The organism is Streptomyces ovatisporus, from assembly GCF_042653885.1.
Lineage (GTDB): Bacteria > Actinomycetota > Actinomycetes > Streptomycetales > Streptomycetaceae > Streptomyces > Streptomyces ovatisporus.
Window position 1 is genome coordinate 57,974 of sequence record NZ_JBHSFH010000004.1, and the last position, 12,299, is coordinate 70,272.

A 12,299-nucleotide genomic window follows, 5' to 3' on the forward strand; every position below is an offset into this window, starting at 1 on the left:
ATCAGGGACGTGGGCGGTGTGAGCACAGGACCCTCCGAGGGAGTGGCCTCGATCCTCGACACCCTCCGAGTCGGGACCGTCATGCTCGACGGGAACGGACGAATCCTGCTCTGGAACCCGATGACGGAGGAGATCCTCGGCTGGCGCGCCGAGCAGGTCACAGGGCATCGCATCCAGGACTTTCTCGAGGACGGCTACGGCGAGGGCGAACGCAAGCGCGACGAAGCGCTCAAGCGTGAGCGCCGCTGGCGCGGCACGATGAACATCCTGCACAGCGCCGGTCACCGCGTCGCGGTCGAGGGCAGGGTCTCGCTGCTGTACGACACCGGCGACCACCCCGTCGTGCTCGCCAACATCGTCGAGACGAGCAGGCTCCGCTCCGTCGAGCACGACCTCGCCGCGCTCGACGCCCTCTTCGCCTCCTCCCCGCTCGGCATCGCGCTCTTCGACAACGACAAGCGGTTCGTCCGCGTCAACGAGGCCCTGGCCAGGCTCGATCAGCTCCCGGCCGAGCAGCATCTCGGCAAGGACGTCCGCGAGGTCTTCCCCGACTGGATGGCGGAGGAGGTCTCGACCGTCCAGTCCACGGTGCTGGAGACCGGAGAGCCCGTCGTGGACGTGGTGATGCCGGCGCCGGACGGACCCGGCTCGCGCTCCGTGTCCTACAGCAGGCTCACCAGCAACAAGGGCGAAGTGCTCGGGGTGAGCTGCGTGATCATGGACATCACCGAACGGCGCGAGGCACTGGAGAAGATCGAAGCGGCGCGGGAGCGGCTGGCGCTCCTCGACGACGTGGGCGTCGGTCTCGCGGACCGCTTCGACGTGACCGCGATCTCGCAGGCACTCGCCTCCAGCCTCGTGCCCCGTCTCGCCGACTACGCGGGCGTCATGCTGATCGGTGCGGCGGCGCACGGCGGTGATCTGCCCGACATCGAGCTCCTCACCGGTACGCCGCTCTTCCAGCTCGGCGTCGCCGCCCGCGAGGAGAACCCGACGGTCAACCGGATGCTCCGCGTCGGCCAGGACGTCCCCTTTCTCGCGGACTCCTTCTTCGGCCGGACGCTCGCCACCGGCGTTCCCCATCTCGCGTCCTCGCCACGGGAGTTGCTGGCGGCCACCTATCCGGGCGACCCGAAGATGCAGGCGGCTCTGGACCTCGGCGTCCACTCGCTGATGGCCGTACCGCTGCGCGCCCGCGGGGTCGTGCTGGGTCTGCTGGTCGTCAGCCGGGCCGAGGGGCGCGAGCAGTTCAACCGTGACGACATAGCGCTGGCCATGGAGCTGGCCGACCGCGCCGGCATCTCCCTCGACAACGCCCGGCTCTACGCGCGTGAACGGGCCGGGGCCCTGATGCTCCAGCGCAGCCTGCTGCCCCAGAGGGTGCCCGAGCCGCCCGGAGTGCGCGTGGCGTACCGGTACGTGCCCGGCAGCAGCGGCACCGAGGTCGGGGGCGACTGGTTCGACGTCATTCCACTCGCCGGCGGCCGGGTCGCCTTCGTCGTCGGGGACGTGATGGGGCACGGGCTGCACGCGGCGGTGACCATGGGGCGGATGCGTACGGCGGTGCGGACCCTCGCCGGTCTCGACCTGCCCCCCGACGAGCTGCTGCGGCGGGTCAACGACCTCGCCGACGACTTCGTGCAGACCCCCGACGAGCCGCTCATCGCCACCTGTGTGTACGCGGTCTACGACCCGTCCACCCGCCGGTGCAGCCTGGCCAAGGCGGGCCATCCGCCGCCCATCCTCCTCACCGAGGAAACGGACGGCAGCTGGCAGGCGCACTCACTCGACCTGCCTTCGGGTGCGCCGCTCGGCGTCGGCGGCGTCCCCTTCGAGTCCTACGAACTCGAAGTGGTCGAGGGCTCCGTGCTGATCCTCTACACGGACGGACTCATCGAAGCGCGGGGAGAGGACATCACCGAGGGCATCGACCGGCTCTGCACGGTGCTCTCGGGCGGTCCCGCGGGGGAGGACCCGGACACTCCGGCCACTCTGGAGGAGGCCTGCGACAGCGTCATCGGCGACCTGGACGGCAGAACGGCCTCCCAGCCCATCGACGACGTCGCCCTCCTGATGGCGAAACTGGGAGGTCTCCCCCAGGGGAGCGCCGCGTCCTGGACGTTCCCCGCCGAGAGCTACGCCGTACGCAGGGCCCGCGAGGTCGTACGCCGGACGCTGCGCGAGTGGGGACTGGAGGCCCTGGAGGACACGAGCGTGCTGCTCGTCAGTGAGCTGGTCACCAACTCGATGAGGTACGCGCACGGACCCATCGGTGTGCGCATGGTGCGCGGAAGTTCACTGCTGGTCGAGGTCTCCGATCCGCTGCCCGACCCCCCGCGGGAGCGCAGCGCCCTGCCCGACGACGAAGGCGGGCGCGGCATCCGTCTCGTGGCCAGGGAGGCACGGCGCTGGGGCACGCGGCACGGGCCCATGGGCAAGACGGTCTGGTTCGAAATCGCCCTGCCCTGAGGGGTGTTCGGGGGCGCACGGCACGTCGCCCGGGAATGTCCCGGACGCGTCGTGCCGTATTTCTGTGCATGTGCGCCTTGTTCCGGATTTTCGCCCGCGCCCCTGCTCCTGATGTGCGCCCTCGCGCAAAATGGTTCGAACACCCCTGGCCGGGTTAGGAGTCTGGTGTCCCTGCAGATGTCAGGGGAGAGATTGCACGGAGGTGTGGGGCGGCACGGTTTTTGTGGGAACCGACAGGAACTGCAGAAATCTGTGCAGCGATCGGGAAGAGCGTGTTCCGGGTGCCTTACGCCTGCCACACTGCTCGGAACCGGTGCCACACTGGTCACGGGAAGGGGCGGCGTTGAGCGATATCCCTGTGGAGGCGGCAGGCAAGCCGGACGACGTTCGCCGCGCTCTCGCCCTGCTCAACGCGGCGGGGGCACGCATCGGCAACTCGCTCGACCTCGAGACCACCGCGCGCGAGTTGCTGGACGTAGGCGTCCCGCAGTTCTGCGACCTTGCGTCGGTCGACCTGTACATGGACGTTCTCGCCGGTGACGAACCGCGGCCCGTCGGCCCCGGCGACGGCAGCGGCGAACTGCGCCGCGTCGGATTCGCCAGTTCGGTGTCCGAGGCGCCGCCCTCGATCGCCCGCGAAGGCGCGGGCTCCACCAGCGCGTCGAGCCCGGTGACGGTCGGCGCGACGCACTGCTACCCCTTCCACACGCCGTGCGCGAACGCCTTGCGCAGCGGGCGGGTTCAGCACATACCCGGCCAGGACGGGACGGTGCCGCTGCAGTTCGGCGCCGTCGTGCAGTCCACGCTCGCCGTGCCGATGGTCGCCCGCGACCGGGTGCTCGGGCTCGTCCAGTTCTCCCGGGTCAAGGGCAGCGAACCGTTCGGGGAACGCGACGCGGCCCTCGCGGCCGAACTCGCCTCCCGCGCCGCCGTGTGCATAGACAACGCCCGCCTCTACCGCAGGGAACACGAGCGGGCGTTGATCCTGCAGCGCAGCCTCCTCCCGCCCGGCGACCCGGAGGCGGCCGGACTCGAGATCGCCTGCCGCTACCTGCCCGGCAACCCGGCGACCGAGGTGGGCGGAGACTGGTTCGACGTCATCGAACTCCCCGGGCACCGCACCGCCGTCGTCGTGGGCGACGTGATGGGACGAGGTCTGCGCGCGGCGGTAGCCATGGGTGAACTGCGCACCGCTGTACGGACATTGGCCCTCACCACCGACATGGAGCCGGCCGAGGTGCTCGGCGCCCTGGACGAGATCGCCCGCGGCCTCGGTGACGCGCCCGGATCCCAGCGCGGTGGCGACGACCTGGCGGAGGTCTACCTCGCCACGTGCATCTTCGCCGTGTACGACCCCGTGTCCCGCCGGTGCACGATCGCCAACGCCGGGCACCTGCCGCCCGTACTCGTCGAACCGGGCGATTCGGCGCTGATGATCGAGGTCCCCAAGGGCGTGCCGCTCGGAGTGGGCGGCGAGCCCTTCGAGGAGATCGAGACCGAGCTGCCCGACGGGTCGATGATCGCGCTGTACACCGACGGTCTCGTGGAGTCGCGCGACCACCCCATCGACGAGGGGCTCGGCGCTCTGCGTGCGGCCCTGACCGATGCCACCGAGGAGCTCGAGAACGTCGCCGACCGGGTGCTCACGACGCTCAACGTCCACCACGGCGAGGACGACATCGCCCTGCTGGTGGCCCGGGTGCAGGGACTGCCGGACGGTGCCGTCGGAGACTGGACCCTCTCGGCCGAGCCGCGTTCCGTGGCCCGCGCACGCGAACTGACACGGGAGCAGCTCGGCGCCTGGGACCTGGACGGTCTCGCCGACACGGCGGAGCTGCTGGTCAGCGAGCTGGTGACGAACGCTCTCCGGCACGGCGAAGGCGACATCCGAATACGGCTGCTGCTTGACCGGACGCTCGTGTGCGAGGTGTGGGACTCCGGCCTCGTCCAGCCTCGCCGCCGCCGAGCCCAGGTGACCGACGAGGGTGGACGGGGCCTCCAGCTTGTCGGGCTGCTGAGCGCCGGCTGGGGCAGCAGGCGGACGCACAGGGGGAAGACGGTCTGGTTCGAACTCGCGCGTCCCGGGCGGGACTCCAAGCCCGTCGATCCCACCGAGGCGCTGCTCAGCCTCTTCTGACCACGTCTCTCCTGACGGCGCCTCTCCCGGCTTCTCCTCCGGCCACGGCGCGAGTGCCACCGGCAGCCACCGTCTCACCGTGGCCCGCGGGGCCGCCCGCCTTTGCGGGAGCGGCCCCGGCGGAGCCTCAGTTCCCGGAGAGCTCCCAGCCTTCCGCCTTGACAAGGGCGTTGTCGCGCGGCCGGACGCTCATGAACACCGGACGGGAGCCGGCAAGTACCCGGACGTCGTCGAGGTAGATGCCGCGTCCCTGCTGATCCTCGTCGTTGACGTAGCGCCAGCGCACGCCCGTCACACCGTCGGGCAGCGACCCTTCGGCGTGCAGCCACTGGCGGCCGGAGAAGCCGGAGACGTCGCCCTCGGTGCGCCAGCGGTGGTCCCCCACCCGCAGGCGGAGCGGAACGGCCTTCCACTCCGCGTCCGCGCCCGTTCCGGTCGTGGCTTCGAGAGTGCAGATGTCGGAGGGCTCGGTGTCGTACCAGAGCCGGAAGGAGAGGGAGGCGTCCTTGCGGACGGCCTCCTTCAGCGGGACGTGCAGGGTGCTCGTCGTCCCGTTGCGCTGTCCCGAGTACCAGGCGGCCCGCGAGACCGCAGGCCGCACCGGGACCGCGCGCGCCAGGCGCCGGGCGGGGGCGCGGCGGTAGACGCTCTCGGTGCCCCACTCGCGGGTGGGGTGCACCCTGTTGGCCATGAAGACGAAGAGACTGCCGCTGATGGGGTCGCCCACCAGGCACGGGCCCGTGTAGCCGGTGTGGCCGAAGCTGACCGGCGACGTCATCGCGTCCATGTAGAAGCGCTGGTCCAGCTGCCAGCCCAGCCCGCGGGCCGCTGTGGCGCCCATGCCGGGGTTCTGGTTGGTGAGCATCTCGCGGATCCACTTCTCACCGAGGATCCTGTGCCCGCCGTACGTACCTCCGTTGAGCACCATCTGTCCGAAGACGGCGAGGTCGGACGCCGTGGAGAAGATGCCCGCGTGCCCGGCGACGCCGCCCAGGTAGTACGCCTTCTCGTCGTGCACGGAGCCGCGGACCATGCCTCTGCCCGTCCACGGCATGTACTCGGTCGCAGCGATGCGGCCGAGCTTCGACTCGGGCGGGTTGTAGCCGGTGTCGGTCATCCCCAGCGGCTCGGTGATGATCTGGGCGACGAGGTCGTCGAGGCCCTTGCCGGCGACCTCCGCCAGGAGGTGGCCGGCCGTGATGAGGCCGAGGTCGGAGTACGTGTAGTGCTCGCCGGGCGGGTTGTCGAGGGGTTCCGCGTAGATGGCGGCCAGCCGGGCCTCGTTGTCCGGGTAGGGCTGGAGGTCCATGTCGGCCTTCATGCCCGAGGTGTGCGTCACCAGCTGCCGTACGACGATCGCGGACTTGGCGGGATCGCTCTCGTCGAACTCGGGAAGGTAGCGCGTCACCGGCGAGTCCAGGTCGACCTCGCCCCGCTCCGCCATGCTCACGAGGACGACCGAGGTGAAGAGCTTCGAGACCGAGGCCACGTCGAAGATCGTGTCGCGGCGCATGGGGACCCACTGCTCGCGTGGCAGCTCGACCGCCGTCTGCGACGCCTCGTCCCACTTGGCATAGCGCAGCGCGTGACCACGGGCCTCTTGCTCGACGACGACGCCGTTCCTGGCGGCGAGCAGTACGAAGCCCGGGTGCGACGGGTGAGGACGTCCCGGACCGGGCCGCATGAACTCCTCGGCGGCCGGGACGATCTTCTCGACCTCCGCGCGCAGCAGCCCCGCGCGGTGCGGGCTGCCCGGCCGCAGCCGGTGCGGCCGGAATTCAAGATCGTCCGGTGTCACCGTCGGCGGCCCTCCGGAGCCGGAGCCGTACCAGGAGGCGGCCAGGGCGGGAGCGGAGCTCGGCCCCACGCCGTATGCCACAGCGAGGCTGCCCACGGTTCCAAGGAAGTGCCGACGTCTCATCGCGGTTCCCCTGCGCTGGTACGGACGATGCGGATGCTGACGCAACCGGTGCACCGCTTCCGGTGCGCCGGAGCTGTTCAGCGTATACAGCAAGACGGCCCTTGTGACGTGGAGACGGTGACGCCGTTGGTCCGACCACTGGAGTCACGGCCCGCTGCCGCTCCCGCACCGGCCGGAGCGCGGCGCGGAGCACGGCCGGGAGCGACCGCGGCAGAGCTGCGGACTGCTGCCGCAGATGCCGCGACGCTCCCGTCACGTGCTGTCACATGGTGTCACGCCTCGTCGTGCACGGCCTGGTGAGCGATCTCACGGAAGACCTCAGGAACGGCGACGGATCTTGTTGCCGAGCCAGACGATCGGGTCGTACTTACGGTCCGCAGCCCGCTCCTTGAGCGGGATGAGGGCGTTGTCGGTGATCTTGATGTGCTCGGGGCAGACGTCCGTGCAGCACTTGGTGATGTTGCAGTACCCCAGCCCGTGCTCGTCCTGGGCCGTCGTCTTGCGGTCCAGGCCGGTCTCCTCGGCGGCGTCCAGGGGATGCATGTCCAGTTCCGCCACCCGCATGAGGAAGCGCGGACCGGCGAACGCCTGCTTGTTCTCCTCGTGGTCACGCACCACGTGGCAGGTGTCCTGGCACAGGAAGCACTCGATGCACTTGCGGAACTCCTGGGGACGCTCCACGTCCTCCTGCTGCATCCGGTACTCGCCCGGCCCGAGGTCCTGGGGCGGTACGAACGCCGGCACCTCGCGGGCCTTGGCGTAGTTGTACGAGACGTTCGTGACCAGGTCCCGCACGATGGGGAACGCGCGCAGCGGCGTGATCGTGATCGTCTCCGTGCGTTCGAAGACGGACATCCGCGTCATGCACAGCAGCCGCGGGCGTCCGTTGATCTCGGCACTGCACGAGCCGCACTTTCCTGCCTTGCAGTTCCACCGCACCGCGAGATCCGGCGCCTGGGTGGCCTGCAGCCGGTGGACGATGTCGAGCACGACCTCGCCCTCGTGGACCTCGACCTCGAAGTCCGTGAGGCCGCCGCCGTCGATGTCGCCCCGCCAGACCCGGAAGTGCGCGATGTAGCTGGTGCTCGTCGCGTCCGGTGCGCCGCCGGCGACCGCACCCGGTGTGCCGGTGCCCGGAGCGGTGCCGGCTGCGTCCTCCGCGGCGGGGCGGATGTGTGTGCCCGCGCCTTCGCCCGCATGGGTCTCCGCGCTCATCAGGTTGTCAGCTCCTCGTCCGTCAGGTACTTGATCAGCTCCTCCTTCTCGAAGAGCTCCAGCAGATCCGTGCGGATCGGCGGCATGTCGCGGCGGTGCAGGTCGATGCGGCCCCGTTCGGCACGTTCGGCGGCCTCGCCCGGCTCCGTCGAGGCGTCGAGGGAGACCGGCTCGTCGGCGAGAGTGCACACGAGGTTCGAGCGCCGCCACTGACGGTCCATCTCGGGGAAGTCGTCGCGGGTGTGACCGCCGCGCGACTCGGTGCGGGTGAGCGCCGCCCGTGCCACGCACTCGCTGACCAGCAGCATGTTGCGCAGGTCGATCGCCAGGTGCCAGCCGGGGTTGAACTGGCGGTGCCCTTCGACGCCCGCGTACGTCGCCCGTACGCGCAGCTCCGCAAGCCGCTCCAGCGCCTGGGCCATCTCCTCCTCGCGGCGGATGATGCCGACGAGGTCGTTCATGGACTGCTGCAGGTGCTGGTGGAGGGTGTAGGGGTTCTCAGCCGGTGCGCCGTCGGGGACCTCCGCGGCACTGAACGGCCGCAGCGCCTCAGCCGCGGCGCTCTCGATCTGCTCCTCGCTGACGACGGGCCGGGCGTCCTTCAGCTCCGCCGCGTACTGGGCGGCGTGCAGGCCGGCGCGGCGTCCGAAGACCAGCAGGTCGGAGAGCGAGTTGCCGCCGAGCCTGTTCGAGCCGTGCATGCCGCCCGCGACCTCGCCCGCGGCATAGAGCCCGGTGACTCCCACGGCGGCCGCCGTGTCGGGGTCGACGTCGACGCCGCCCATCACGTAGTGGCAGGTGGGGCCGACCTCCATGGGCTCCGACGTGATGTCCACGTCCGCCAGTTCCTTGAACTGGTGGTGCATGGACGGGAGCCTGCGGCGGATCACATCGGCGGACATGCGCGTCGAGACGTCCAGGAAGACGCCCCCGTGCGGAGAGCCGCGGCCCGCCTTGACCTCGGCGTTGATCGCACGGGCGACCTCGTCGCGCGGCAGGAGCTCGGGCGGCCTGCGGTTGTTCGCCGGGTCCTCGTACCAGCCGTCGGCTTCGCTCTCCGACTCCGCGTACTTCTCTTTGAAGACGTCGGGGATGTAGTCGAACATGAAGCGCTTGCCGTCGGAGTTGCGGAGGACGCCGCCGTCACCGCGCACCGACTCGGTGACGAGGATGCCCTTCACCGAGGGCGGCCAGACCATCCCCGTGGGGTGGAACTGCACGAACTCCATGTTGATCAGCGAGGCGCCGGCCAGCAGCGCCAGCGCGTGTCCGTCGCCGGTGTACTCCCACGAGTTGGAGGTGACCTTGAAGGACTTGCCGATGCCGCCCGTCGCCAGCACCACGGCAGGCGCCTCGACGACGAAGAAGCGGCCCGACTCGCGCTCGTAGCAGAAGACGCCCGAGACCCGCTCTTCCCCGGGAGCGCCGCCTTCGGCCGGCGTCTTGAGGATGCGCGTGACGGTGCACTCCTGGAAGACCTTCAGCCGGGCCTCGTAGTCGCCGAACTCCTTGTAGTCCTCCTGCTGGAGCGCGACGGTCTTCTGCTGCAGCGTGCGGATCAGTTCCAGGCCCGTACGGTCGCCCACGTGGGCGAGGCGCGGATATTCATGGCCGCCGAAGTTGCGCTGGGAGATGCGGCCGTCCTTAGTACGGTCGAACAGCGCCCCCCAGGTCTCCAGCTCCCAGACCCGGTCGGGGGCCTCCTTGGCGTGCAGCTCTGCCATCCGCCAGTGGTTGAGGAACTTGCCGCCACGCATCGTGTCCCGGAAGTGAACCTTCCAGTTGTCACTCTCGTTGGCGTTGCCCATGCTGGCGGCGATTCCGCCCTCGGCCATCACCGTGTGCGCCTTGCCGAACAAGGACTTGCAGATCACGGCCGTACGCAGACCCTGCTCACGTGCTTCGATCGCGGCCCGCAGTCCCGCACCGCCGGCGCCGACGATGACGACATCCCACTGCTGGCGTTCGACTTGCGTCATTTGTGGAGCATCCCTCTCAGAGAAGCGTGGTCAGAAGAGCTGCAGATCGGTGATGGCACCGGTCGCCAGCAGGTACACGTACAGATCGGCAAGTCCCACGCTCAGCAGTGACGCCCACGCCAGCTGCATGTGCCGGGCGTTGAGCCGTCCGACCACGCTCCACATGCGGTATCGCACCGGATGCTTCGAGAAATGCTTCAGCCGCCCGCCGACGATGTGCCGGCACGAGTGGCAGGAGATGGTGTACGCCCAGATCAGCACGATGTTGATGAGGAAGACCACGGTCCCCAGGCCCATGTGGCCCCACTCGTAGTCCGTGTTGCGGAAGGCGAGCACGGTGTCCCACGTCAGGATGACCGCGACGAGGACTGCGGCGTAGAAGAAGTAGCGGTGGAGGTTCTGCAGGATGAGGGGGAAGCGCGTCTCACCGGAGTAGCTCTTGTGCGGCTCCGCCACCGCGCAGGCCGGGGGAGAGGCCCAGAACGAGCGGTAGTACGCCTTGCGGTAGTAGTAGCAGGTGAGACGGAAGCCCAGCGGGAAGATCAGGATGATCAGCGCGGGCGACAGGGGCCACCACTCCCCGAAGAGGGCCCAGTTGGGGCCGCCCTGCATCTGCTCGCAGTTCTCCGCGAGGCAGGGGGAGTAGAAGGGCGAGACGTACGGCGCGACGTAGTAGTCGGCGTTCGCGAACGCCCGCCAGGTCGAGTACACGATGAAGGCGAGCAGGCCGAGCGCGGTACCCGCGGGGGCGAGCCACCAGCGGTCGGTACGCAGATGGCGCTCGGCGAGCGCGGGCCGCGTGCCTGTCTGCACGCCTCCGGTGCCGGTCGCGCCCGGCGACGTGCTCGCGGTCTTCGAGCTGCCTGTACTGCTCGTATTCGGTTGGGGTTGGGTGCCAGTGGCCAACGGTTTCTCCGGTATGGGCGACTTGATAGCTGGGGCGGCCTCGTGACTGACGTCTGACGTGTTCCGGTCGTACCTGCCCGGAGGTGGCCGGGGCAGGTTCAGTCCGGCCGCACGGGGCTCACGGCGCGTGCCGGTCCTTCGCGCCCACCCCCTCGTCGTCGACGTCCGACCACAGGCCGTGGTCGTACGGCTTGTCCGGGATCGTGACCATCTCGGGGCGGACCGTGCTCGCCGACCCGGTGGCCGGTGAAGCCGCACGCAGCAGTGCCAGGGACTCCCGCAGATGGTCGGCGTCACTGCGGACTCGCCGGATCTCCAGCCCCGTACCGACCTGGCGCTCCAGGCGGTCGACGGTGCGGGTGAGTTCGTCGAGGCAGCGCTGGGCCGCCGTCAGGTCGTCGGACAGTGACGATTGAGGTGACATGACGTGCCTACCTCCGCTGGTGGTGGCGGCTGGCTGGTGTTCAGGAGCGGCTTGCGTGTCAAGGTGCGATGGCGAGTGTCGCGCGTCACTCTCCCCGTTGTGAAGGGCGCTGCACGGGTTTACCTCGTCCGGGGCACGATCACCGATTCCCGTCACCCGGTCGGCGTATGCGTGAGGGGTGCCGGTGCGGGGTGCCGGCACCGCCTGCTTCGGGCAACTACGCGCCGTGCGGGTGCAGTTGGACCGTCGGAAGAGCAGAAAGCAGAACAAGAGGAACAGAGCGGAAGAGAGAGGGAAGGGCGCCGGACTCAGAGCGTCAGCCGCCAGTCCTGGCCGACCAGGTCGTGCCCGAAGCTGTGGTGCGGCTCCTCCTTGACGAGTTCGAACCCCGCCCGCTGATAGATGCGCCGGGCGGCGGCCAGCACGTCGTTCGTCCACAGCACCAGCTCGCTGTACCCCGCGCTCCGCGCGAAGGCCACGCACTCGTCGACGAGACGGTCCCCGAGGCGGTGGCCGCGGGCGCCGGGGTCGACGAGCAGCAGCCGAAGACGCGCCGTGCCGGGAGCCTCGTCGGCGACGCACATCACGCAGCCCGCCCTGCGTCCGTCCAGCTCGGCGATCCAGACGGCCTCCCGCTGCGGATCGTGCCCCTCGGCGAACTGGGCGACGATCCGGGCGACCAGTGCTTCGTAGGTGCCGTCCCAGGAGAACTCGTCGGCGTAGACGGCGGCGTTGCGTTCGACGATCCAGCCCAGATCGCCGGGGCGCGGTGCCCGCAGTTTCGTCCGCGCGGCCTCCTCGCCGCCACGGGCGCTTCGGCGGCTGCCGCCGGTGCCGCGGCCGTCGAGTATGGCGCGGGCCGTGCGCAGCGTCTCCGTCAGCACGTCACGGTCCGGCTCCGGAATGCGGGCGAGCAGCGATTCGACAGCGCTCTGCGAACGCACCTCCAGCTGTTCGGCCGCACCCCTGCCGTCCTCCGTCAGGTGGACGCTCAGGCGCCGTCCGTCCCGCGCGGAGGGTTCGCGCTGGACGAGCCCCTTCTTCTCGAACCGGCCGAGCATGCGGCTCAGTTGCCCGGCGTCCACGGAGAGCGCGGCGCGCAGGTCCGCGGCGTCCGTCTGCGCGGAGTGCGCCAGTTCGTACAGCACGCGGGCCTCGGTGAGGGTGTACGGCGTGTGGAGGTGACGGCTGTAGTCCAGCGCGCCGATGAGGTTGGTGTAGAAGCGGTTGAACGCACGCATCTCTTGA

8 protein-coding genes are annotated in these 12,299 nt (G+C 69.9%); 2 read left to right on the plus strand and 6 right to left on the minus strand.

Going from position 1 to position 12,299, the window contains the following annotated elements:
• The first annotated feature begins 18 nt into the window (after positions 1–18).
• Entirely contained in the window at positions 19–2,469 is a 2,451-nt protein-coding gene (locus ACFPA8_RS05155; protein WP_386442962.1) for a SpoIIE family protein phosphatase, read from the plus strand.
• Positions 2,470–2,812: 343 nt separating this feature from the next.
• Entirely contained in the window at positions 2,813–4,606 is a 1,794-nt protein-coding gene (locus ACFPA8_RS05160; RefSeq protein ID WP_386442965.1) for an ATP-binding SpoIIE family protein phosphatase, read from the plus strand.
• Positions 4,607–4,733: 127 nt separating this feature from the next.
• Here the strand turns inward: ACFPA8_RS05160 and ACFPA8_RS05165 are convergent, their stop codons facing one another.
• The 6 genes from ACFPA8_RS05165 to ACFPA8_RS05190 form a co-directional block, all read right to left on the minus strand.
• Entirely contained in the window at positions 4,734–6,500 is a 1,767-nt protein-coding gene (locus tag ACFPA8_RS05165) for a serine hydrolase (protein ID WP_386442967.1), read from the minus strand.
• Positions 6,501–6,845: 345 nt separating this feature from the next.
• Positions 6,846–7,742 (minus strand): succinate dehydrogenase/fumarate reductase iron-sulfur subunit, encoded by an 897-nt coding sequence (locus tag ACFPA8_RS05170; RefSeq protein ID WP_386442970.1) that lies wholly within the window; start codon positions 7,740–7,742, stop codon positions 6,846–6,848.
• The gene (locus tag ACFPA8_RS05175; protein ID WP_386442972.1) at positions 7,742–9,721 is read right to left on the minus strand and encodes a fumarate reductase/succinate dehydrogenase flavoprotein subunit; all 1,980 of its coding nucleotides are present in this window, start codon (positions 9,719–9,721) and stop codon (positions 7,742–7,744) included. The genes ACFPA8_RS05170 and ACFPA8_RS05175 overlap by 1 nt, the downstream gene beginning before the upstream one ends.
• Positions 9,722–9,751: 30 nt before the next feature.
• Positions 9,752–10,627: a hypothetical protein gene (locus ACFPA8_RS05180; protein ID WP_386442974.1), complete on the minus strand. Its 876-nt coding sequence runs from the start codon at positions 10,625–10,627 to the stop codon at positions 9,752–9,754.
• Positions 10,628–10,745: 118 nt separating this feature from the next.
• Positions 10,746–11,051, minus strand: coding sequence for a hypothetical protein (locus ACFPA8_RS05185; RefSeq protein WP_386442977.1), 306 nt, complete (start codon positions 11,049–11,051; stop codon positions 10,746–10,748).
• A gap of 308 nt (positions 11,052–11,359) precedes the next feature.
• Positions 11,360–12,292, minus strand: coding sequence for a bifunctional helix-turn-helix transcriptional regulator/GNAT family N-acetyltransferase (locus ACFPA8_RS05190; RefSeq protein ID WP_386442980.1), 933 nt, complete (start codon positions 12,290–12,292; stop codon positions 11,360–11,362).
• Positions 12,293–12,299 lie beyond the last annotated feature (7 nt).

What these genes read in the sequence shown, in the direction of transcription:
- ACFPA8_RS05185 (WP_386442977.1), bottom strand. Translation starts at nt 11,051, where the DNA reads ATGTCACCTCAATCGTCACTGTCCGACGACCTGACGGCGGCCCAGCGC.
- ACFPA8_RS05175 (WP_386442972.1), bottom strand. Translation starts at nt 9,721, where the DNA reads ATGACGCAAGTCGAACGCCAGCAGTGGGATGTCGTCATCGTCGGCGCC.
- ACFPA8_RS05190 (WP_386442980.1), bottom strand. Translation starts at nt 12,292, where the DNA reads ATGCGTGCGTTCAACCGCTTCTACACCAACCTCATCGGCGCGCTGGAC.
- ACFPA8_RS05170 (WP_386442970.1), bottom strand. Translation starts at nt 7,742, where the DNA reads ATGAGCGCGGAGACCCATGCGGGCGAAGGCGCGGGCACACACATCCGC.